The following is a 21288-nucleotide window of genomic DNA, read 5'->3' as shown; positions in this document are numbered from 1 at the left end:
GGTGCACCGATCACGAACCTGGAGAGCACACGATGCTGGAACTGCTGCCCGGACTCACCCAGATCTACGAGGGGTGGGCGCAGCACTACCCGGACGTGCACCCGCTGACCATCCAGTTCCCCGCCCGCGAGTCCGAGCAGGGGATCGACGGGGTGCTCGCCTACCCCATGGAGGGCCACTGGCTGCTGGTCACCTTCGGCCTCACCGAGCTGGGGGAGAAGACCAGCGAGGAGAAGCGGGTCTCCGGCGCCGGGTTCGAGTTCACCTGCCGCATCCCGCGCGCGGACGGCGACGAGACCGTGCCCGCGTGGATTCTCCGGGTCCTGCACGCGCTGGCCGACCAGTACGTCGCCGGGGCACAGCTCGACGTGGGTCACTGGATCATCACCCGCTCCCCGCTCGGCGGCGAGAGCGCCAACGGCGACATGACCTCGCTCGCGATCGTGCCCGACGCCGACATGCGCATCCTGGACACCGACAACGGCCTGGTGCTGTTCTTCCAGGTCGTGGGGCTCAAGGCCGACGAGGGCGCGTACGCCCAGGAGGCCGACACGATCGCCCCGATCATGGCGCTGCTCCGCGACCGCGACCCGAAGATGATCACCGACCCCGCCCGCGAGACCATCCGCCTCTAGAACGCCCTTCCCCACGGGTTCCCGTGGGGGTCGACCCGCGTACCCCGCGCGGTCACCCCGGCTCGCGAGCCTGGGGTTCCCGTGAACACGCCCCGCCTCCCCCCGCAGCCCGGACACCGGCCGGAGATCGACGGCCTGCGCGCCGTCGCCGTCCTGCTCGTGGCCTCGTACCACGTGTGGTTCGGCCGGGTCTCCGGCGGCGTGGACGTCTTCCTGCTGCTCACGGGTTTCCTCGTCACCGGTTCCCTGGTGCGCGCGGCCGAACGCGGCGGGTTCCGCTACGGCGCCTTCCTCGGGAGGCTCGCCGTGCGGCTGGTGCCCACTGCGGCCCTGGTGATCGCGGTGTCCCTGCTGGGAGCCCGGCTGCTGCTGCCCGAGGTCCGCTGGCGGGGCACCGTCGCGGAGGCCGTGGCCGCCGCGTTCCACCACATGAACTGGCACCTGGCGCTCGGTTCCGTCGACTACCTGGCCCGCGACGACACCACGAGCGTCTTCCAGCACTTCTGGTCGCTGTCGATCCAGGGCCAGTTCTACCTGGTGTGGCCGGTGGTGATCAGCGTGGCCGCGTGGTGGGCGACCCTTCGCGGCCGGTCCGCCCGCCGAACGCTCCTCGCCGTCCTGGGCGCGGTGTTCGCGCTCTCCCTGGCCTACTCGGTGCTGATGACCCGCGCAGACCAGCCGTGGGCCTACTTCGACACCGGCGCGCGGCTGTGGGAGTTCGCGCTCGGGGGGCTGCTCGCCCTCCTCCTGCCGCACCTGAACCCGCCCCGAGCCCTGCGGATCCTCCTCGGTTGGCTCGGTCTGGCCGCGCTCGTCCTGTGCGGCGTGCTCCTCCAGGTGTCCACGGTCTTCCCCGGCCACGCGGCCCTGTGGCCGACCCTCGCCGCCGCGGCGGTCATCGTGGCCGGGGCCACCGGCTCCCCCTGGGGCGCGGACCGCTGGCTCACCCTCCGCCCGGTGCTGTACCTGGGCTCGCTCTCCTACGCCCTGTACCTGTGGCACTGGCCGATCCTGGTCCTCCACCTGGAGACCACCGGCCGGAACCTCGCCGGTCCGCTCGACGGCTTCCTCGTCCTCGCCCTGTCGGTCGCCCTTGCGGCGGTGACGACTCCGCTGGCCGACCGGATCGTCGCGTTCGGCCGGGCGGGGGCCCGGTGGCGTCCTCCGGTGGTCGCCGCCGCCTGCCTGGTCCCCGTCCTGCTGGCCACGGGCGCGTGGACGGCCCGCATGGACGCCGACCAGCGCCGTCTGGAGGAACTGCTCGCGGACCCGGCCCGCTACCCCGGGGCGGTGGCGCTGCCCCACGACGACCCGGGAGCGTACCCCGACCCGGTCCACCCGCCCCCGGCCTCCGCCGCCCTGGACCTCCCGGTCACCTACGACGACGGCTGCAACCAGCCCACGTCCGGAACCGAGGCCCTCACCTGCGCCTACGGACCTCCGGACCCCGACCGTACGGTCGCCCTGGTCGGCGGTTCGCACGCCGCCCACTGGTTCCCCGCCCTGGCGGAGATCGCGCAGCGCCGCGACTGGCGGCTGGTCAACATCACCAAGGGCGCCTGTCTGTTCACCGACGCGCCCCAGCTGTACAAGGGGGAGCCCTACACCGCGTGCGCCGAGTGGAACGCCAACGTCATGGACGAACTCCGGTCGCTGCGCCCGGACGCGGTGTTCACCACGGGCACCACCACGAGCCGGGACATCAGCGCGGGCTTCGGGGAGGAGGTGCTGGTGGACGGCTACGTGGACCGGTGGCGGGAGCTGGAGGACCTGGGCATCGACGTCGTCGCGGTCCGCGACACCCCGCGCCTGCCCTTCGACGCCCCCGAGTGCCTCGCGGAGTCCGACCCCGAGGGGTGCGCGGTCAGCCCCGCGGACTCCCTGGCTGAGGAGTCGCCCCTGGAAGGGGCGGGGCTCCCCGCCAACGTGACGCCGCTGGACCTGACCGACCTGCTGTGCGAGCCCGACCTGTGCGTCCCGGTGGTCGGCAACGTCCTCGTGTACTGGGACTCCAGCCACATCACCGCCACCTACATGCGCACCCTGGCCCCCGAACTCGAACGTCGCCTCCCAGACTCCACAGGCTGAGTGGGTGAAGGAGCTGCGCCCAGGATCCAGGGGGAGATCCGAACTGCGGGTCCTGTTCGCCTTCGATCCGGTGCGCAGGGCGATCATGCTGGTGGGCGGGGACAAGTCGGGGAACTGGCGGAAGCGGTATCGGGTCAACATCCCACTCGCCGACCAGCGTTTCGACGAACACGTCGCGGGACTAGGGAGAGGACACCGATGACGAACCTTCGAGACATGCTGGCCAAGCGTCCGGTCGACCGGGAAGCGGTGGATCGGCACAAGCATCGGTTGCTGGAAGAGGTTCGGTCCTACCGACTGCGCGAGCTGAGGGAGGCGGCCGACCTGACGCAGGTGCAGCTCTCCCAGCAGCTGAACGTCAGCCAGAACCGGGTCTCCAGCATCGAACGTGGGGAGATCGGCCACACGCAGGTCGACACTCTGAGGAGGTACGTCGAGGCCCTGGGAGGGAACCTGCGGGTCGAGATGGTGATCGGGGACGAGCACTTCCCCATCGCCTGAGCGAGAGGGGCCGCCGACCTCGCGGGTCGGCGGCCCCTCCTCGGCCTTCGGGTGGGCGGCTACCCCTCGGGGGTGCGTCCGAGGGCGGTGCCGATCTCACCCACGCGGTCGGCCAGCAGGCCCATCGCGCCGATGGCCCTGGTCATCGGGTCGTCGTCGGACCCGCCCAGCGCGCGGCCGCGACGGAAGCCCGCCTTGACCTCGCGCCAGCGCTCCTCCTGCTCGGGGGTCATCACCCCGCGCAGTTCGGCCAGCTTGAGCAGGTTGGCCTCCGCGCCGGACGTGAGGGTCTGCGCCTCGCCCAGGTAGTGGTCGTCGATGACGGCCTCCACCTCGGCCTCGTTCATGACCGGCACGATCTTCTCCGACAGCCGGTTCATGTTCCGGTACGAGCCCTGGAGCTGGAACGGCGGCTCCGTGCGGGCGTCCTCCGACTGCGCGGCCGAGGCGATGTAGGCCTGGTTGTTGGCCAGCACCACCTCCTGCACCCGGAGCATCTTCTGGAGCACGGAGACGATCCGGTCCACCTCCGCCGCCGAGTACGGGTGCTTCAACCGGTCCGTGCCGACCGAGTCGTCGCCCTGGGCCATCCGCACGAACGTGTACACGTCCTCGCGGTCCCGGGTGGACAGCGGCGCCAGCGTCGGGTTGGAGGTGAGCGCGTTCTCGATGTAGCTGAGCGCGAACAGCTCCTCCTTGCCCGAGAGCACGTCACCCAGGTTGTACACGTCGGCGCGGTTGGCCAGCATGTCCGGGACGCGGAACCGCTTGCCCTGCTCGGTGTACGGATTACCGGCCATGCAGACGGCGAACCGCTTCCCGCGCAGGTCGTAGGTGCGCGTCCGCCCCTCCCACACGCCCTCCATCCGGCGCTGGCCGTCGCAGAGCGAGATGAACTTCTGGAGGAGCTCCGGGTTGGTGTGCTGGATGTCGTCCAGGTACAGCATCGTGTTGCTGCCCATCTCCAGCGCCAGGGAGATCTTCTCGATCTCCTGCCGGGAGGTGGCGTCCGGGGCCTCGGCCGGGTCCAACGAGGTGACCGCGTGCCCCAGGGCGGGGCCGTTGACCTTGACGAACACCAGCCCGAGACGGCTCGCCACGTACTCCATCAGCGTGGTCTTGCCGTACCCGGGCGGGGAGATGAGCAGCAGCAGACCGCTCTGGTCCGTGCGCTTGTCGTCCCCGGCCGCGCCCAGCTGCTTGGCGAGGTTGTCGCCGATCAGCGGCAGGTACGACTCGTCCAGCAGCCGGTTGCGCACGAACCCGCTCATCACCTTCGGCTTGTACTCCTCCAGCCGCAGGCGCTCGCGCTCGGTCGCCACCAGCGCGTTCCGGCGCCGCTGGAAGTCCCGGTAGGCGGGCACCTCCACCGTGCGGTACCGCCGGGTGCGCGGCAGGATCTCGTCCAGCCGCACCTCCAGCGACCGCTCGCTGATCCTCGGGTGCGACCCCAGCAGCCCGGTGACGCGTTCACCGACCGCCGCCGACGACTCGTACCGGTCCACCTCGGACAGCGCGATCGCGGCGGCCTCGGGCAGGTCGCCCGGGGCGGGCGGCTCCTCCAGGGTGGTCGCGTACGCCTCCAGCCACGCCGTCACCAGCTGGTGCCGGGCGGCCAGGTCGTCGCCGAGCCCCCGCAGGTCCTCCTCGAAGGCCTTGCGGGTGGTCTCCCGGGTGCTGCCCAGCGCCCGGTGGAACCGGTCCAGCAGCTGACGGGCGCCCGCACCCGAGACGAACCCGCGCTCGGCGGGACCGTCCAGGGCCAGCTCCTCGAAGAGGTAGTCGCCCACCAGCTCCAGGTCGGCGTCCTGGTACAGGCCGGTGTCGGTGAGGAAGGCGTCCACGCCCCCGGCCAGTTCGGCGCGCAACGCGTCGATCGCGGCCGACCCGCGCGCCCCGAACACGCTCCGGGCCCGCGCGAGCGAGGTCGCCCGCGTCCGCCAGGCACCGCGCCGCTCCTGGTCCGCGCCGTACGCCCAGAACAGCTGGGCCACGGCTCTGACCTGACCCGGATAGCGCAGGAGACCTGCTCCGGCGCGGAGCCGCAGCAGCGCGGAGAGGATCCGGGTGGCGTCGTGGTCGTGCACGCCCCGCTCGTAGCCCTCGTCGTAGCGGGACTCCGCCGCCCCGCGCACCAGGGACTCCAGGGAGTCCCCGTTCTCGGGGTGGAGGTCGGCCTCGCTGAGGGCCTCCAGCGTGAACCCGCCGGTCCCCTCCTCGGCCGCGCTCAGGATCGACGTGGCCAGGTACTCGGCCCGGTACACCTCGGGGCTCTCCGAGACCAGCAGCCGGTCCCACAGGTGGCTGGTCTCCTGGAAGGCCTCGTCCCGGACCGGCGACCGGAAGTCGGTGCCGGTGACCGCCACCGACATGTGACCGTCGTGCGGCGTGAGGGTGAGGTCGACGGGCTGGGTGTTGACCGCGAAGCGGTGCCTGCCCAGCCGGATGGTCTCCCCGCCGGCGCCGCCCTCGAACAGGTCGGTGCGGTCCTGGAGCGCCCGCCCCGCCTCCTGGCGGGCGGCCAGGATCCGGCCCTCCAGCTCCTCGGCGCGCACGGTGTCCCCGAGCGCGCGCATCTCCTCGGCGGTGCGGCGCAGCCGCGTCACCATCGCGTCCGAGGCGAAGTAGGTGTTGATGTCCTCCAGCGTGGTCAGGGCCGCGACCCGCCGGTGCACGCCCTCCAGGACCCGGGCGGCGGAGGACGCCAACCGGTCGGCCCGGCGGGAGCGCTCGTCCACCAGCGCCTGCTTGCGGGTGGAGAACGCCTCGTAGACGTCCTCGCGCTTGTCCGCCAACTCCTGGAGGAAGTCGTCGAACTCCGCGAAGCGGGACTCCAGGTTCTCCAGTTGGAGCATGATCCGGCCCAGCTGCTCGTCGCAGCGGTCCGGGGTGTCCGCCGCGGCGATCGCCCCGGTGATGGCCTGTCCCAGCAGGGCGAACTCGGCGGCGAACTCGGCCCGGCCCTCCAGGGCGAGCAGTTCCCTCCGGCGCGACTCCAGCGTGGCGCGGGCCCGGTTGACCCCGGCCATCACCTCGCTGATCCGCTCCAGGATGCGCGTGCGCACCTGGGCGTCGCCGATGTCGAGGGAGCCGATCACCTCGGTGACGACCTGGAGGCCCTCGGTCTGTTCCGCGATGCGCTCGCCCACGGCGGTGGCGGCGCTGACCGCCTCCAGCGCCTCGGCCTCCCCGACGAGCCGCTCCACCTCGGAGTGGTAGCCGTCGAAGGCGTCGTCCTGTTCGAGGAAGGCGACGGTGCGGCGCCCGGCGGAGGCGATCTCCTCGCCCAGGGCCTCCTCCACCGCGTCGATCCGGCTGGTGTCCGCGTAGCGCGTCTCGCGCAGCGTGGCGGCCTGCCCCTGGGCGCGGCGCAGGTCGGTCAGCCGGGTGACCCAGCCCTCGGCCGAGCGCGGGGTCTCGCCCCGCGACCGGCGGATGAGCGCGGTGACCCTCTCCTCGGTCTCGGTGAGGCTCTGGTCTGCCTGCCGGGTGAGTTCCTGGACGGTCTCGAACTCGTCCAGGACCCGCTCCGCCGTGGACCGCACCTCGCTGAGCGGAGTGGCGAGGTCGCCCAGCGCCTCGTCGCCCAGCCAGTGGAACCGGTCCAAGACCCGGCGGCAGGACGCGATGAGCGCCTCGAACACCTCGGAGGAGGGCCGCATGTCCTCGGAGATCCGCGCCACCGACAGGCACTCGGACACGCCCTGGACCAGTTCGGCGTTGCCGATCCGCTCCAGCGGCCCGGTGCCGACCGGCTGCGCGGCCGCGTACACGTCGGACACGTACGGGGTCTGCCACACCTGCATGGGGTGCACCCGCGTGGGTTCACCGGAGGTGTCGCGGAAGACCGTCATGGTCCCGTCGTCGAACAGCGAGTAGCCGTGGCAGACGATCGGGTTGGCGACCTCCTTGCGGATGGTGTTGTACGACAGCAGCAGGCTGCGGCCGTCCGCCCGCGAGTGGAAGACGTACAGCACGTCCTCACCGTTGGGCGAGCGCACCACCCGCTCGAACTCCAGGTCCGTGACGTCGGTGTCGAAGGTTCGGGCGACCCCGGTGGACAGGTAGTAGCCGCCGGGGAAGATGAGCCCCTGGTCGTCGGGCAGACGCTGGCAGGACTGGCCGATCCCGTCGAGGCGTTCGACCCCCTTGGTGCGCGTGTTGAAGACCAGGTGGCGCCAGACCGTCTCGTTGTACGGCTGGACCTTCAGCAGGACCAGCGCGCCGACCTGCGCGTGGAACACCGACGCGTCGGCCAGGCTCTGCAACGGCTCGTCCACGGGCTCGCTGTAGACGCCCTCCCCGACCTCGGTGTTGTTCTCCACCTTGATGGTGAGGTCGCCGCCGACCGTCTCCACGAACAGCTCGTCGCGGATCGAGATGTGCGGGTGCCGCCCCTGCACGTGGTCCTCGCGGGTGGCCTCCGTCCACGTGAAGTCGTGCGAGGGCGGGAACACGTGGTCGCGTTCGCCCCGGTCGTCGAGGTAGGAGAGCTCGCCGGTGGGCGAGACCGACCACCGCAGCACCCGCACGTCCTCGGTGCGCGGGCCGGTCTGGAAGACGGCGAGCAGCCGGTCCTCGACCCGGCGCAGCTGGAGCAGGCGGGCGTCGCGGTAGTAGCGGTAGAGCTGGGTGAACTCCTGGCGGAACCGCTCGTCCGCGAGGAGGCCGGGAACGGCGTCCTCGGCGGTGTCGGTGAACTCGAAGGAGTCACCGTCGTGCTCGTACCGGTGCAGGGAGAACACGTCGGAGACGTGCGTCTGGCTCTGCATGCCGATGTAGACGTTGTAGCCGAAGAGGATCAGGTCCCCGTCGGCGTCGTCCCCGACGGAGCGCCCCACGCTGACGATGTCGCGCGGCACGCAGTTGTGTTCGGTGCGGATGCGCTCGGTACCGCGCAGGGAGAGCTCGGTGCCGCCGAACACCCCAAGGCGGCGGTCGTTGAGTTCCTCGGTCCGCCGGGCCAGCTCACCGGTCTGTTCGCGGAGCCGGGCGCGGAGCACCTCGTAGGTGCCCGCGTCCAGCGTCCGCGCGTCCTCGGTGTCGGGTCCGGGGCCTTCGGTCTCCTGGGAGTGGGCCTCGGTCACGGAGGACTACCTCACTGCTTCACGGGGGCGAGGGCGTTCACGGGGAGCTGGTCGAGGCCCAGGGAGCGGGCCGTGCTCAGCAGGTTGTCCAGCTTGCCCGACTCGGGGCCGCCCGAGGCGATCAGCTTCAGCAGCAGGGCGGAGACGGTCAGGTTCTTGACGTCCTCCGTGTCGGCCTGAGCCAGGACCCGCCTGACGTCCTCGGCGAAGTTGCCCTCGCCGCTCAGCCAGCCGCTGCCCAGCGCCTGCAAGGTGTCGGAGCTGCCCACGAAGCCGTCCACGGCCTTGCCCATGCCGATGGAGTTGACCATGCGGTCGAAGAAGGCGCCGTCGCCGCCGACGATGTTGATGTCGGCGCTCTCCAGACCGGCGGCCATCGCCGCGGCCTGGGCCTCCGCGACCTGACGGTGCACGTCGATCCCGGCCAGACGGACCTCCTTCTCGGCGTCCAGGCGCAGGCGGTACTCCTCGTGCTCGCGGCTGACCTGGTCCAGGGCGGCCATGGCGGCGGCCTTGTCGGTCAGACCGGCGGCCTCGGCGCGCAGCTTCTTCTCCACCGCGTCGGCCTCGACGTCGGCCTTCTCGCGGGCGACGACGGCCTCGGCGCGGCCGAGCTTCTCGACGGCGGCGGCGTCCTGCTCGCGCACCTGGACGTCGGCCAGGCCAGCGGCGGCGGCCTCGGCCTGGATGCCCTCGGCCAGGCGGATCTTGGCGCGGGTGTCCAGCTCGGCGGCCTGCTGGCGGGCCTCCGCGAGCGTGAGCTCCTCCTGGGCCCGGTGCTTGGCGGCGGCCTCCGCGGCCTCGGCGGCCTTGATGTCCTTGACCAGGTTCTCCTGGGCCTCGGCCTCGGCGTGGATGATGATGGCCTGGCGCTCGCGCTCGGCCTCCTCCACGGCCCGGAGCTTCTTGATCGCCTCCTCCTGCTCCGCGACGGTGCGGTCGACGGCCACGCGCTCGCGGACGACGTCGGCGACCTCGCGCTTCTCGGCCTCGACCTCCTTCTCCTTCGCGATGCGGCTCAGCTCGGTCTCGCGCTCGCGGCCGATGACCTCCAGGAGGCGGTCCTTCTCGATCCGCTCGGTCTCGATGGCGATGACGCGCTCGCGGTTCTTCTCCGCGACCGCGATCTCACGCTGCTGGTTCTGGTGCTGGACGCCCAGCGACTCGGAGGTGCGCAGGTTGGCGGTCTCGGACTTGAGCCGCTCCTCGGCCTGGACCCGGGCGGTCTCGGCCTCCTCCTGCGCGCGGATGATCTCGATCTCGCGCTTGGCCTTGGCCGCCGCCTCCTCGCGACGCTTCTCCAGCTCGGCGAGGGTCTCGGCGGTCTCCGTGTTCTGGCGGTCGATCTCCTTCTTGCGGTCGTTCTCGAACTCGTTGGTGCGCTTGTGCTCCTTGGCGGTGCGCTCCGTGATCTTCGAGATGCCCTGCGCGTCGAGGATGTTGTTGGCGTCGTGCTGGTGCAGCGGGGTCTGCTCCAGCTCGTCGATGGCCACGTCCTCCAGGATGTAGCCGTTGAGGTCGGTGCCGATCAGCGACACGATCGCGTGGCGGAACTGCTCGCGGTGGGTGAAGAGCTCCTCGAAGTCGAACTGCTTGCCGACGGTCTTGAGCGCCTCGGAGAACTTGGAGTTGAAGAGCTCCTGGAGGGTGTCCTGGTCGCTGGCGCGCGCGGTGCCGATCGCCTTCGCGACCTTCTTGACGTCCTCGGCGGTCTCGTTCACGCGGACGTAGAAGAAGACCTTGATGTCCGCGCGGATGTTGTCCTTGCAGGTCAGGCCGTCACGGCCGCCGCGCTCCAGGGTCAGGCTCTTGAGGGAGATGTCCATGATCTCGGCCTTGTGCAGGACCGGGAGGACGATGGAGCCGGTGAAGGTGACGTGGACGTCCCTGACCTTGGAGATGATCAGGGCCTTGCCCTGCTCGACCTTCCGGAAGAGGCGCGTGACCATGATCAGGAGGGCGATGAGGACGACGAGGCCGATGGCCAGGGCCACTCCGAAGGTCAGGAAGGCCGCGTCAGCCGCCTCCTGGCCGCCGGTGGAGGATGCGCTCAGCAACACGTGGGGGTCTCTTTCTGCGAGGTGAAGGTGGTCGGTCCGGCACCGGGGGAGCGACGCGGGGCTGGCGGTGCGGCGACCTGGGGTGAGAAGCGTTCGTCATGGTGTGGGACGCGACCGTGGCGCGAACGGTTCCACGGTCGGGGAAGATCGTCCCTGCTCACGGGCGAGCCGGGAGCACGGCGGCGCGGTGGGTGGTGCCCGGTCGGGCGGTCAGGACTGCCCGGGGTCCAGGGCGGCGTCGAAGGCGGTCACCAGGAAGACGTCGTCGTCCGGGCTGTGGTCGAAGATCAGCGCGGTGCTGCCCAGGGACAGGACCTCACCGCTGGTGGTGCGTACGGGGATGGAGATGGCGGCGCCGCCCGCCGTGGTGATCTCGGCCTGGCCGAAGTCCTCGCGGGCCTCACCGATCCGGATCACACAGGTGCGGCCGACCAGCTCGTGCTTGGAGTCGCGGCGGCGCTGGGGCAGGAAGCGTTGGAGGCCCATGACCACGCCGCTGGTGACCGCCCAGGCGGCGACCAGTGCGATGAGCAGCACCACGGCGCCGAGGGCGTACACCAAGGGGGTGGAGGTGGTCTCGATGAGGGTGGTCAAGATGCTTCCCATCATGCTCACGAACCAGGCGACACAGATCAGCAGGCTCAGGGCCACCGTCACCGGAACCCGGCCGAGGCCCGCCCTGCGGAGGAACGCGCTCAGGCCGACGGCGTCGCCCTCGGAGTCCACGCTGTCGAGCAGTTCGGTGTCGGAGGCGCCGACGATCACGAGGATCCAGTAGCCCAGCACGACGACGAGCATCGGTGTGAACAGGACGGTGGGGAATCCGAACGCGGCACTCAGGAAAACGCCCACCCGTGCCCCCGCCCCCACCGTTCGAACCGTCCCGGAACTCTACCGAACGCCCCAGTTCAGGACGGCCTCAGGGGCCGTTCCTGACCGCTTGTGGTCACGTTCGGGCCCTGTCCTGATCCGGCCACGGGGTGGTCGCTCACTCCGTGGGAGCACGCGTGAACAGGGCGGAGCGGTGTCCGGGCGCGGTCGGGCGCCTCGGTGGGACGTGAACGACGGGTCGCCGTGACCGGGAGTTGACCGCTGCCGGGAAGTCTGGACCCGGCCGCACCCGGCCCACACCCCCTGAAAGGCGTCCCCCAGTGAACAGCGCATCCCCCGCCCGGGACCTCCCCGGGACGAAGACGAAACCACCGATGGGCCGGGACTTCCACCGCTTCTGGGCGGGAAGCCTGTCCAGCAACCTCGGCGACGGGATGATGCTCGTCGCGTTGCCGCTGGTGGCGGCCATGCTGACCAACGACCCTCTGCTGGTGGCCGGGCTGACGGCGGTCCGCTTCCTGCCCTGGCTGCTGGTCGGCCTGTTCGCGGGCGTGGTGGTGGACCGGGTCGACCGGGTGCGCCTGATGGTCCTGACCAACCTCGGCCGGGGCGGTGCGCTCGTGGCCCTGTCCCTGCTGATCGTCACCGGTCACGCCTCGATCTGGGTGCTGTACGCGGTCATGTTCACGGTGATGGTCTGCGAGGTCTTCTACGACCTCGCCGGGCAGGCGATGCTGCCGGACATCGCTCCGGCCGGTGCGCTGGACCGGGCCAACAGCCGACTGGTGGGGGGTCAGACGGTCACCCAGCAGTTCGCGGGCGGGCCTCTGGCCGGGTTCCTGTTCGCCGTGGCGGCGTTCCTGCCGCTGGCCGTCAACGCCGGGGCCTACGTCCTGGGCGCGCTGGTGCTGCTCGGCCTGCCGTTGGCGGTGCGCCGCCCCCGCCGGCCGGAGGGCGGTACCGGGGAGAGAAGCGGGAAGGGAGCGGTGCGTTCGGTCCTCGACGACATCGGTGAGGGGCTGGCCTTCGTCTTCCGTGGCAGCTCCCTGGGGCCGATCCTGGCGTTCAACGTGGTCATGAACATGGCCTTCGTCGGCCAGTCCGCGGTGATGGTGCTCCTGGTCCGGGACCACTTCGGGGTGCCCGCCGCCCTGTACGGGGTCTTCCTGGGCGCCTCCGCGGTGGGCGCGCTGCTGGGCGCGACCACGGTGAGCCGGATCGTGGGCCGTCTCGGCCGGTTCCGCACGGAGATGGCGCTCTTCACCCTGGCGTCCCTGTCCTGTGTCGCCTTCGGCCTCGCCCCCAACGCCTACGCGGCCGCCGTGGCGTGGACGGTGATCGGGTTCGCCATGACCTCCTCCAACATCGTGATGATCAGCGCCATCCAGCTCATCGTCCCCGGTGCCCAGATGGGGCGGGTGATGTCCTGCGTCCAGGTGTCCGGTGCGGGCTTCTCCCCCATCGGCGCCCTGCTGGGCGGGGCGCTCGGCCGGGTCGAGCTCTCCTACGTGCCGGTCGCGGCGGGCGTGGTGGTCTTCGCCGGACTGCTCCTGTCCGCGTCCGCGCTGCGCCGGGTCACCGCCCAGGCGGACGAACACGAGACTGCCGCGGTGGCCGAAGCGTCAGGGGCCGAAGCATCAGGGGCCGAAGCCTCGGGAAAAGCGGCTGACCTGGGTGAACATGAGCAGGAAGCCGGGCAGGAGAAAAAGTAGGGAGAATTCCGAGGAGGGTGTCGATTCCGGCCCGGCCCGTTCGACGTACTGGTGAGAGCGGGGAACGGACCCCGTTCCGCACCCGAAGAGCGGAGAGCACCATGCGCTACCTGATGTCGATCATGAGCACCCCCGAGTCCGAGGCCGCCGACTACGAGGTCGGTCCCGAGGTCTACGAGGAGATGGGCAAGTACAACGAGGAGATGCTCCGGGCCGGGGTCATGCTCACCGGCGAGGGGCTGGCGCCCACCTCCGCCGGGGCCGAGGTCATCTTCCGCGACGGTGAGGCCACCGTGCTGGACGGTCCCTTCACCGAGGCGAAGGAGTTCATCGCGGGGTACTGGGTGCTCCAGGTGTCCTCGCACGCCGAGGCGCTGGAGTGGGCCAGGAGGTGCCCGCACCCCGCCAAGGGCGAGCCGGGCGAGCTCAAGCTCCAGCTCCGCCGGATCGCTGAGCTGGAGGATCTGGAGGACATGCCCGAGGAGGTCAAGGAGCACGAGCGCGAGCGTCGTGCCGAGGAGGGCCAGCAGGGCTGAGCCCCGCCCTTCGAGGTGTCGTGAGCGGGCTCGTGACCCGTTGCACCGGTGTGGCCCGTGGTGCTGTGATGGACCCATGGGCCACACCGGCGTCGAACGCGAGGTGGAGGCGGTCTGGCGCATCGAGTCGGCCCGCCTCGTCGCCACGCTCACCGGGATGGTCGGGGAGGTCGGGCTCGCGGAGGAGTTCGCCCAGGACGCCCTGGTCTCCGCCCTGGAGAAGTGGCCGGAGGAGGGGGTGCCCCGCAAACCGGGGGCCTGGTTGACGACCGTCGCGCGGCGTCGCGTGGTCGACCGTTGGCGGCGGGACGAGCGTTTCCGGTCGCACATGGTGGAGCTGGGCCGGGAGTTCACCGAGCACGACGGGCAGTCCGACTTCGACGCCGTCCTGGAGGAGGACTACGGCGACGACCTGCTCCGCCTGATGTTCGTCTGTTGTCATCCGGTGCTGCCCACACCCGCGCGGATCGCCCTCACCCTGAGGCTGCTCGGCGGCCTCACCACCGACGAGATCGCCCGCGCCTTCCTGGTTCCCGAGGCCACCGTCGCGCAGCGCGTGGTGCGCGCCAAGCGCACGCTCGCCCGGAGGAGGGTCCGGTTCGAGGTGCCGAGCGGGCCGGACCGCGACGCCCGGCTCTCGGACGTACTCGAAGTCCTCTACCTGGTGTTCAACGAGGGCTACACGGCGACCTCGGGGGAGCGCTGGCTGCGCCCCGAGCTGTGTGAGGAGGCCATGCGCCTGGGCCGGGTCCTCGCTGAGTTGTTACCCCGGGAGCCCGAGGTGCACGGGTTGCTGGCCCTCATGGAGCTCCAGGCCTCCCGGTTCCGGGCCCGGGGCGGCCCCGGAGGGGAGGCGGTGCCGCTCGCGGAGCAGGACCGTTCCCGTTGGGACCGGTTGCTCATCGGCCGGGGGGTGCGGGCCCTGGGGCGTTCGGTGCCCCCGGACCCCGCCGAGCCCCGGGGCGTCTACTCGCTCCAGGCGGGGATCGCCGCACTGCACGCGGTCGCCGTTCGGCCGGAGGACACTGACTGGAACGGGATCGCCGTCCTGTACGAGGAGCTGGTCCGGCGGACCGGCTCTCCCGTCGTGGAACTCAATCGCGCCGTGGCCGTGTCCATGGCGCTGGGGCCGGAGGAGGCGCTCGGGATCGTCGACGCGCTCCGTGCGTCTGGGGCCTTGGACGGCTACCACCTGCTGCCCGCCGTCCGGGGCGACCTGCTGGAACGCCTGGGCCGCGCGGAGGAGGCCCGCGCGGAGTTCGCGCGGGCGGCCGGGCTCACCCGCAACGCACGCGAACGCGACCTTCTGTTGGAACGCGCGCGAAAGTGAGCCTTCTGCCGTGGGCAGGAGGGTCTGGCGCGGGCGGTGCGTCCCCGGAAGACTGGCGGCATGACGAGACTTCTGGTTCTGGGCGGTACGGAGTTCGTGGGGCGTGCGGTCGCGGAGGAGGCGATCGCGCGGGGGTGGGAGGTCACCGTCTTCCACCGGGGGACGCGCGCGTCCCCCGCCGGGGCCGAGGTGCGGCACGGTGACCGCACGGAGGAGGGCGGGCTCGCCGCGCTGGCGGAGGGGGAGTGGGACCTGGTGGTCGACACCTGGGCCAAGGCTCCCGTGGCGGTGGCCGAGGCGGCCCGCCTGCTGCACGGCAGGGTCGGACACCACTCCTACGTCTCCAGCCGTTCCGTGTACGTCTCGCCCGCTGAGCCCGGGGCCGATGAGACCGCTCCCGTGGTGGAGGCCTCCGTCGACGACGACGGGACCGACTACGCGCGGGCCAAGCGCGGCGGTGAGCTGGCGGCGGAGGCGGTGTTCGGTGACCGGTCGCTGTTCGTCCGCGCGGGGCTGATCCTGGGGCCGTACGAGAACATCGGTCGGCTGCCGTGGTGGTTGAACCGGGTCGCCCGGGGCGGGCCGGTGCTGGCTCCCGGGCCGAGGGATCTTTCGCTCCAGTACGTGGACGCGCGTGACCTGGCCGCCTGGACCCTGGACGCGGCGGAGAAGGGGCTGAACGGGCCGTACAACATGGTCAGCCCGATCGGTCACACGACCATGGAGCGTTTCCTGTCGGCGTGCAGGGAGGTGACGGGGTCGGACGCGGAGTTCCGGTGGACCTCGCCCGAGGTCATCGCGGACGCGGGGATCGCCCCGTGGCGGGAGTTGCCGATGTGGCTGCCGCCGGGGGAGCTGCACGGGTTCCTGCACCAGGGGAACGTCGATCGCGCGCTCGCGACGGGGCTGCGCTGTCGGCCGGTGGAGGAGACCGTCGCGGACACGTGGGCGTGGCTGGAGTCCGTGGGCGGGAAGGCGGAGCAGCGCCCGGACCGTCCCCGGGTGGGCCTGGACCCGGAGGTCGAGGCCCGCGTCCTCAGCCGCTGACCCGACCCCTCAGGCGGAGCCCATGCGGGCGGCCGCCATGCGTAGGGCGAGGGGCAGCCGCCCGCAGTGGTCGACGATGCCTTCGTTCGACTCGCGTTCCGCGGCCAGTCTCTCCGGGCCCGCGACGAGCCGGAGCAGCTCGATGGACGACTTCTCCGACAGCACGTTGAGGTGGACACGGCGGGCGTCGAACAGCGCGACCATCGACACCAGTTCGTGTCGGCTGGTCACGAGGACGGTGCTGCTCCGGCCGCCCGGTAGTAACGGCGAGACCTGTTCGGCGGAGGCGGCGTCGTCGAGGAGGACCAACAGGCGCAGGTCCGCGGTGATCGAGCGGAAGAGGTTGGCGAGGTCAGGAGAGCCGCCGGGCAGATGGTGGGGGTCGGTACCCAGGCTGCGCAGGAGCTGACGGAGCGCGTCGTCGGGGTCGACCGGCCCTCCGCGGCGGCCGGATCCGTCCAGGTCCACGTACAGCTGTCCGTCGGGGAACTGGTCCCGGGTCTCGTGGCCCCAGTGGGCGGCGAGCGTGGTCTTTCCGACCCCGGCGACCCCGGTGACGAGGAGGAGGGGGGAGGGGCCTCCGTTCAGTTCGGCGTTGAGCGCGCCGAGTTCCGAGGCCCGGCCCACGATGCCGTGGGCGCAGCGGGGCAGTTCGGCGGGTCGTACTCGGGTCGGGGTCCCGGTGCGTTGGCCCGGGGGGTCCTCCGCGCGACTGGTCACCGCGCCTCTGGTCGCGGTGAGTTCCCTGTGGAGGCGTTGGATCGGCGCGCCGGGTTCGATCCCCATGCGGACTCGGAGCAGGTCGCGTAGGTCCGCGTAGACCTCCAGGGCCTCTCCCACGCGGCCGCAGGAGTGCAGAGCGGACATGAGCAGCCCCGCGAAACGTTCCCTGGTCGGGTGTTCCGCGCACAGACCGCGCAGTTTGGGTAGGGCGTCGAGGGTGCGGCCCCGCTCGACCTCCACCTCGTACAGCTCCTCGATCGCGTTCAGGCGTTCCTCCTCCAACGCGGGTCGCGCGTGGGTGACCAGCGCGGGCTCGACACCGCTGAGCGCGGGCGCGGTCCAGAGTGAGACCGCCGCGCGCAGGACCCGGGCCGCGTCGTCGAGTCGTCCCGAGGCGTGGCTCGCCCTGGCCTGGTCGAGGAGGCGTTCGAACAGAGCCACGTCGACCGTCTCCGCCCCGACGAGGATGCGGTATCCGAAGCTCTCGCGGACGATGGTGTCCGCTCCCAGGCGTTTGCGTAGCTCGTGCACGTGGCCGTGGATCTGGGAACGCGCGCTGCGCGGCGGATCCTCGCCCCAGACCAGGTCGATGAGCCGTTCGTCGGGCACCACGGTGTTCGGCTGGAGTAGCAGGGCCGCGAGCACCGTACGGCGCTTTCGCCCGCCGATGTCCACGTTTCCTTCCCCGATGAGGACCTCTACCGGGCCCAGCAGCCGATACCGGATACTGGAAAGGTTGCTTTCCAACCGATTGCCTCCCTTGACCGCAGATTTCTGCCTTCGGTCACAGCGGAGCTTAGGTCAGGCGAATCAACGAGTCCAGGGATATTCGGATGAAGAAGGGTATTGTCCGAGATTGGCCAGGGCGCGTGAATCACATTCTGAAACTTTGGCATCTATTTCAGATGATATGTACGAGTCAGCCCAGGAAAAGGGCGGCGCGGTGAACGTTCCCCGTGCCGCCCGCCCCCGTGTGGATCAGCCGCAGTTGGTGTCCGTGGCCTTGCCTTCGGTGCCCGAGATGCGCCCCATCCAGCTCACGCACTTGCCGGCCGCGCTCAGGTAGATCGGTCCGGCGTAGCTGGTGAAGTGCCCGCCCTCGTACTTGTCGTAGTGGTTGCCCGACGAGCCGATCTTCAGGCCCGCCTCCATGAGGACGGCGGCGCCGGTGCTGACCCGCTTCGTCACGACGCAGTTGTTGCCGTTGGAGGAGTTGTAGGTCAGAAAGACCGTGCCCTTGCTGCCGATGTTCCTGTGGTTGACGACCTTGTAGCCGCTGCCGCACTCGTTTCCGTAGGTGGCGATGGCGGAGGCGGCGGAGGCCGGGGCGGCGGTGGCGAAAACTCCGCTGACGCTGATTCCCAACGCCAGTGCGACAGCTGCGGTCTTCCTGAGGGCGTTCTTCATGGATCTCCCCTGGTGTCTCGGTGAGTACGGGAAAGGTGAGGAGGATCGAGGTTCAGCCGCAGTGGTGGTCCGGGCTCTCGATCGTCGCCGTGCCGATGGTGCCGCCCCAGTCGATGCACGTGGCGGGAGCCGACACGTAGACGGGTCCCGCGTAGGTGGTGTAGTTGCCCTTGTCCCGCTTCCACGTGGAGGAGGAGGACAGTTTGATGAACGCGTCCATGGGAGCGGCGGCGCCCGGTGTGGTGCGCACGGTCACGACGCAGTTGTTGCCGTTGGAGGAGTTGTAGGTGAGGAACGTCGTCCCGCGGTTGTTCGGGAACTCGATCTTGTTGATGACCGTGTAGCCACTGCCGCACTGGGCGCCGTAGGTGGCGGCGGATGCGGGGGTCGCGGTGGCGACCATGCTCGCGGCGGCGATGCAGGCAGCGGCGGCGACCGCGGCGGCCTTCTTCAGAACGTGCATTATGGCTCTTCCCGTCGTGCGTCCGTGCGCCGCCCGTCGCGGCGCGGGGCGTGGATCAGCCGCAGTTGGTGCCGTTGCGGTTCACGTTGGTGCCGGTGATGTTCCCGTACCAGTCGACGCACTGCCCGGCTGCCTGGCGGTAGACCGGTCCGGCGTAGCTGGTGTAGTTGCCCTCGTCCTGGACGGCCTGGCTCGGGGAGTCGCTGGTCCGCTTCAGTCCGACGACCATCTGAATGGCCGAGCCCGTTCCCTTGCGTACGGTGACGGCGCAGTTGTTGCCGTTGGAGGAGTTGTAGGTCAGGAAGACGGTGCCCTTGTTTCCGATGTTGGCGTGGTTGACAACGTTGTAGCCGCTGCCGCAGACGCCGTTGTAGGCCACGATGGGGGAGTCTGCGGCGGTGGCTGGCGTCGCCATGGCCGCGGACCCCAGCGTGAGGGCCGCCGAGAGCAGCATGACCGACCGGAGGTTCTTGATCATGTGGGTGTTCGCTCCTTGTGTTCCCGAGCCCGCGACGAACGGGCTCGGGAGGGATGGTGGCAGCCGCGGCTTCGAGCCGACTTCGAACCCGCTTTCCTCCGGCTTCGGATGGCGTACGAGTGGGGGCCGTGTCCCCTCGGACACGGCCCCCACCTGCGGTGATGTTCTCCTCTTCGGTTCCCCCTGGCCGGATCCGGTCAGGCCTCCGGGTCCGGTTCGTCCGCGTGACGGGTGGTCACGGTGAGCCGCTCCGGTTGTCGTCCACGTCCGCCCGGAGGGAAGCCCCCTCGGTCGGCTCACCGGACGGAAACTCGCGGGTGAGCGGGGCGTCGATGCTGGACCGCACCAGGCCACGGGAGCACGAGCGTGCCGTCGTCGGCGGTGGCTGCGAGCCCGTCCCCGGGTGGGCCTGGACCCCGAGGTCGAGGCCCGGGTTCCGGGGTTGTGAGGTTCCTCGAAGCTGGCCCTCGGGTTGGCGTGGCATGGAGGAGTTCAGGCAGGACCCCAGGTGAGATCCGGGGTCCTGCGGGAAGCCCCGGGTCAGCCGATTCGAACTCCGGCGAGGAACGCGTGCCACTCCGGCGACGCGAACGCCAGGTGGCCGCGTTCCCTGTTCTGGGTGTCGCGGACGGCGGCGCCGGTGGGGAGGTCCGCGACCTCGACGCAGTCGCTGGCGTTCGCACTGTGTGAGGACTTGCGGTAGCGGGCGACCTCGACGCAGTTCTGAGGGTTGCTATAGCTGGACTTGTGGAAGGTGAGTTCGGTGGTGTCGGGGTGCATCGTCGGAACCTCCGCTGGGGGGTGGGGGCAGTGACTGACTCATGCACGGTTCTGCTCGCTGATACACCTCGTGGCGGAGGAATCGTTCAGAATCGCTGACCAGCAGCGGACACATGAGCGTGCTTCGCGCCCGCAGAGCAGCGGGGTACAGTCATTCCGGGAACGCTGTTCAGGTACAGCAGATGAAGGCCCCCGGCAGAGCCGGGGGCCTTCATCATCTTCTTCTATGAATTAGTACGAACTCCGTTGAGTAGAGCCACCCACTCCGGACTTGCGAACGTCAGGTGACCTAGCTCACGATTCTGAGTGTCGCGCACTGCCGCGCCGGTGGGGAGGTCAGCGACCTCCACGCAGTCTTGTCCTCGGCCGGTGCTGTAGGACGACTTGCGGAAGATGAGGTGGGAACGCTCAGGCATCTTGCCTCTTCTACTGGGTGCTCAGCTTGTTCTCCAAGAATGCCACCGTCTCCTCGGTGGTAAGTGCTACTGCTTGGGCAGCCGTGAACAGGCGCTCATAATGGTCAACCTCCTCCTCGTCCTCAAGGAATAGCCCGCTCAGAGACTGTTCCAAGTACACGATCGAGGGGTCGTTAGGGAAGACCATCACTACGAACGAACCAGACAGAGCCGGGTGTGGGCCAGCGTCATCCGTAATGATCTGAACCTGTACCGGCGGCTTCGGGGCCAAGAGATGGCGGATCTGCTCCTTCAAGACCTCGCCGGTGACCTTGTGGAACGCTGCCTCATCGACGAGGACGGTCAGCCTAGGGGCATCCGATCGATCCAAGATGGACCTTCTCATCATTCGAGCGTCCACTCGCCGGGCAACCTCTCCGGCATCAGTGACCCCACTCCCCCGGATGACGGCTTCCGCGTACCCGGGGGTCTGGAGTAGGCCAGGGATGACGCCGAGTTGGAAGCTCCGCATCTCGTTGGCCTCGGTTTCAAGGTCGATGTAAGCAGCGGTCCCGAACTCGGCCTTGTAACCGAACCACCATCCAGTCTGTGATGCTTCGGCGGCCAGTGTGACGAAGGCGGACCGTTGCTCAGTGTCGGTGACCCCGTAGACATCGAGCAGGGTCAGTAGGTCTACCTCTCGAACCCGTTGGACCTTCCGGTTCTCGATGCGCGTGATCTTTGCGGCAGACCAAGGGCGTTCTGGCCTGCGCTTCTTTGCTTCCTTCGCGACTGCGTCGACGGTCATGCCCCGGTTCGCGCGCAGGGTGAGCAGCTGGCGCGCAAGACGTCGGCGGCGAAGCGTGGGACTGGCGGCCAAGTCGTCGCTCCTCGATGGAGAGGTCCTTTGGGATCGAGATTCTACGCGCCGAGGTATTTTATGCGACATTCTTCGCACCATTCACAGTCGTCTGATGTATCCCCTAGAGATTGTGTCACTTGCTTCATAGTGAATATTGCATTTTCGACTGCACTCAGGCAGCATGTGACTACCTGAACAGTCGCTGGACCTCCCATCCGGCATCCCGTACCGGAGGTGTGCGCCGTGGCGCCCCGTTCCCTGACACTCTCCGCGCTGGCATGTGTGTGCCATCTCGCGTCCGTGGCGTTCCATCGCCGTCGTCCCCGGCAGGCTGCGCGTGTGCGTGCCTTCGC

General features: G+C 70.0%; 18 protein-coding genes. 8 read left to right on the top strand and 10 right to left on the bottom strand.

The features are described 5' to 3' along the window. The first annotated feature begins 32 nt into the window (after nt 1-32). From ACFW3L_RS09450 to ACFW3L_RS09435, 4 genes are all read left to right on the top strand, one after another. Nucleotides 33-635: a suppressor of fused domain protein gene (locus ACFW3L_RS09450; RefSeq protein ID WP_378738219.1), complete on the top strand. Its 603-nt coding sequence runs from the start codon at nt 33-35 to the stop codon at nt 633-635. 81 nt (nt 636-716) lie between these two features. After that, nucleotides 717-2723, top strand: coding sequence for an acyltransferase family protein (locus ACFW3L_RS09445; RefSeq protein ID WP_378738217.1), 2007 nt, complete (start codon nt 717-719; stop codon nt 2721-2723). A 4-nt stretch (nt 2724-2727) separates the two neighbouring features. After that, entirely contained in the window at nt 2728-2925 is a 198-nt protein-coding gene (locus ACFW3L_RS09440; RefSeq protein WP_378738215.1) for a type II toxin-antitoxin system RelE/ParE family toxin, read from the top strand. Continuing rightward, complete coding sequence (locus ACFW3L_RS09435) at nt 2922-3224, top strand: helix-turn-helix domain-containing protein (RefSeq protein ID WP_378738213.1); 303 nt, start codon at nt 2922-2924, stop codon at nt 3222-3224. The genes ACFW3L_RS09440 and ACFW3L_RS09435 overlap by 4 nt, the downstream gene beginning before the upstream one ends. 59 nt (nt 3225-3283) lie before the next feature. On the opposite strand, the gene ACFW3L_RS09430 is transcribed toward ACFW3L_RS09435, so the two are convergent. From ACFW3L_RS09430 to ACFW3L_RS09420, 3 genes are all read right to left on the bottom strand, one after another. Further along, entirely contained in the window at nt 3284-8311 is a 5028-nt protein-coding gene (locus ACFW3L_RS09430) for a DNA repair ATPase (RefSeq protein ID WP_378738210.1), read from the bottom strand. An 11-nt stretch (nt 8312-8322) separates the two neighbouring features. Then, the gene (locus ACFW3L_RS09425) at nt 8323-10371 is read right to left on the bottom strand and encodes an SPFH domain-containing protein (RefSeq protein ID WP_378738208.1); all 2049 of its coding nucleotides are present in this window, start codon (nt 10369-10371) and stop codon (nt 8323-8325) included. A gap of 210 nt (nt 10372-10581) precedes the next feature. Further along, on the bottom strand, nt 10582-11223 hold the full coding sequence (locus ACFW3L_RS09420; RefSeq protein WP_378738206.1) for a DUF1449 domain-containing protein: 642 nt from the start codon (nt 11221-11223) through the stop codon (nt 10582-10584). Nucleotides 11224-11576: 353 nt separating this feature from the next. Here ACFW3L_RS09420 and ACFW3L_RS09415 point away from each other — a divergent pair, with 353 nt between their 5' ends. The 4 genes from ACFW3L_RS09415 to ACFW3L_RS09400 all read left to right on the top strand — a co-directional run bounded on the left by ACFW3L_RS09415 (nt 11577) and on the right by ACFW3L_RS09400 (nt 15827). Next, nucleotides 11577-12914, top strand: a complete 1338-nt coding sequence (locus tag ACFW3L_RS09415; protein ID WP_378738204.1) for an MFS transporter — start codon at nt 11577-11579, stop codon at nt 12912-12914. Between the two features lie 101 nt (nt 12915-13015). After that, nucleotides 13016-13450, top strand: a complete 435-nt coding sequence (locus ACFW3L_RS09410; protein ID WP_017544302.1) for a YciI family protein — start codon at nt 13016-13018, stop codon at nt 13448-13450. A 76-nt stretch (nt 13451-13526) separates the two neighbouring features. Continuing rightward, nucleotides 13527-14780 (top strand): RNA polymerase sigma factor, encoded by a 1254-nt coding sequence (locus ACFW3L_RS09405; protein ID WP_378738201.1) that lies wholly within the window; start codon nt 13527-13529, stop codon nt 14778-14780. 60 nt (nt 14781-14840) lie between these two features. After that, nucleotides 14841-15827, top strand: a complete 987-nt coding sequence (locus tag ACFW3L_RS09400) for an NAD-dependent epimerase/dehydratase family protein (protein WP_378738199.1) — start codon at nt 14841-14843, stop codon at nt 15825-15827. A gap of 9 nt (nt 15828-15836) precedes the next feature. Here the strand turns inward: ACFW3L_RS09400 and ACFW3L_RS09395 are convergent, their stop codons facing one another. The 7 genes from ACFW3L_RS09395 to ACFW3L_RS09365 all read right to left on the bottom strand — a co-directional run bounded on the left by ACFW3L_RS09395 (nt 15837) and on the right by ACFW3L_RS09365 (nt 21022). Beyond that, nucleotides 15837-17297: a BTAD domain-containing putative transcriptional regulator gene (locus tag ACFW3L_RS09395; RefSeq protein WP_378738197.1), complete on the bottom strand. Its 1461-nt coding sequence runs from the start codon at nt 17295-17297 to the stop codon at nt 15837-15839. 231 nt (nt 17298-17528) lie between these two features. Further along, the gene (locus tag ACFW3L_RS09390) at nt 17529-17957 is read right to left on the bottom strand and encodes a spore-associated protein A (RefSeq protein WP_378738195.1); all 429 of its coding nucleotides are present in this window, start codon (nt 17955-17957) and stop codon (nt 17529-17531) included. A 52-nt stretch (nt 17958-18009) separates the two neighbouring features. Next, entirely contained in the window at nt 18010-18420 is a 411-nt protein-coding gene (locus tag ACFW3L_RS09385; RefSeq protein ID WP_378738193.1) for a spore-associated protein A, read from the bottom strand. A 55-nt stretch (nt 18421-18475) separates the two neighbouring features. Then, nucleotides 18476-18898, bottom strand: coding sequence for a spore-associated protein A (locus tag ACFW3L_RS09380; protein ID WP_378738191.1), 423 nt, complete (start codon nt 18896-18898; stop codon nt 18476-18478). 540 nt (nt 18899-19438) lie between these two features. Beyond that, nucleotides 19439-19678 carry a DUF397 domain-containing protein gene (locus ACFW3L_RS09375; protein ID WP_378738189.1) on the bottom strand — a complete coding sequence of 80 codons (240 nt, stop codon included), beginning with the start codon at nt 19676-19678 and terminating at the stop codon, nt 19439-19441. Nucleotides 19679-19902: 224 nt separating this feature from the next. Next, complete coding sequence (locus ACFW3L_RS09370) at nt 19903-20094, bottom strand: DUF397 domain-containing protein (RefSeq protein WP_378738187.1); 192 nt, start codon at nt 20092-20094, stop codon at nt 19903-19905. Nucleotides 20095-20104: 10 nt separating this feature from the next. Beyond that, the gene (locus tag ACFW3L_RS09365; protein ID WP_378738185.1) at nt 20105-21022 is read right to left on the bottom strand and encodes a helix-turn-helix domain-containing protein; all 918 of its coding nucleotides are present in this window, start codon (nt 21020-21022) and stop codon (nt 20105-20107) included. Nucleotides 21023-21288: the final 266 nt, after the last annotated feature.

It is taken from the genome of Nocardiopsis sp. NPDC058789 (assembly GCF_042745575.1).
Taxonomy (GTDB): Bacteria; Actinomycetota; Actinomycetes; order Streptosporangiales; family Streptosporangiaceae; genus Nocardiopsis; species Nocardiopsis eucommiae.
Note: the sequence above shows the minus strand (reverse complement) of the source record. Positions and strands in the feature narration are given on the sequence as shown.

What these genes read in the sequence shown, in the direction of transcription:
- ACFW3L_RS09450 (WP_378738219.1), top strand. Translation starts at nt 33, where the DNA reads ATGCTGGAACTGCTGCCCGGACTCACCCAGATCTACGAGGGGTGGGCG.
- ACFW3L_RS09370 (WP_378738187.1), bottom strand. Translation starts at nt 20,094, where the DNA reads ATGCCTGAGCGTTCCCACCTCATCTTCCGCAAGTCGTCCTACAGCACC.
- ACFW3L_RS09375 (WP_378738189.1), bottom strand. Translation starts at nt 19,678, where the DNA reads ATGCACCCCGACACCACCGAACTCACCTTCCACAAGTCCAGCTATAGC.
- ACFW3L_RS09380 (WP_378738191.1), bottom strand. Translation starts at nt 18,898, where the DNA reads ATGATCAAGAACCTCCGGTCGGTCATGCTGCTCTCGGCGGCCCTCACG.
- ACFW3L_RS09435 (WP_378738213.1), top strand. Translation starts at nt 2,922, where the DNA reads ATGACGAACCTTCGAGACATGCTGGCCAAGCGTCCGGTCGACCGGGAA.
- ACFW3L_RS09410 (WP_017544302.1), top strand. Translation starts at nt 13,016, where the DNA reads ATGCGCTACCTGATGTCGATCATGAGCACCCCCGAGTCCGAGGCCGCC.
- ACFW3L_RS09415 (WP_378738204.1), top strand. Translation starts at nt 11,577, where the DNA reads ATGGGCCGGGACTTCCACCGCTTCTGGGCGGGAAGCCTGTCCAGCAAC.
- ACFW3L_RS09405 (WP_378738201.1), top strand. Translation starts at nt 13,527, where the DNA reads ATGGGCCACACCGGCGTCGAACGCGAGGTGGAGGCGGTCTGGCGCATC.
- ACFW3L_RS09390 (WP_378738195.1), bottom strand. Translation starts at nt 17,957, where the DNA reads ATGAAGAACGCCCTCAGGAAGACCGCAGCTGTCGCACTGGCGTTGGGA.
- ACFW3L_RS09385 (WP_378738193.1), bottom strand. Translation starts at nt 18,420, where the DNA reads ATGCACGTTCTGAAGAAGGCCGCCGCGGTCGCCGCCGCTGCCTGCATC.
- ACFW3L_RS09365 (WP_378738185.1), bottom strand. Translation starts at nt 21,022, where the DNA reads ATGTCGCATAAAATACCTCGGCGCGTAGAATCTCGATCCCAAAGGACC.
- ACFW3L_RS09400 (WP_378738199.1), top strand. Translation starts at nt 14,841, where the DNA reads ATGACGAGACTTCTGGTTCTGGGCGGTACGGAGTTCGTGGGGCGTGCG.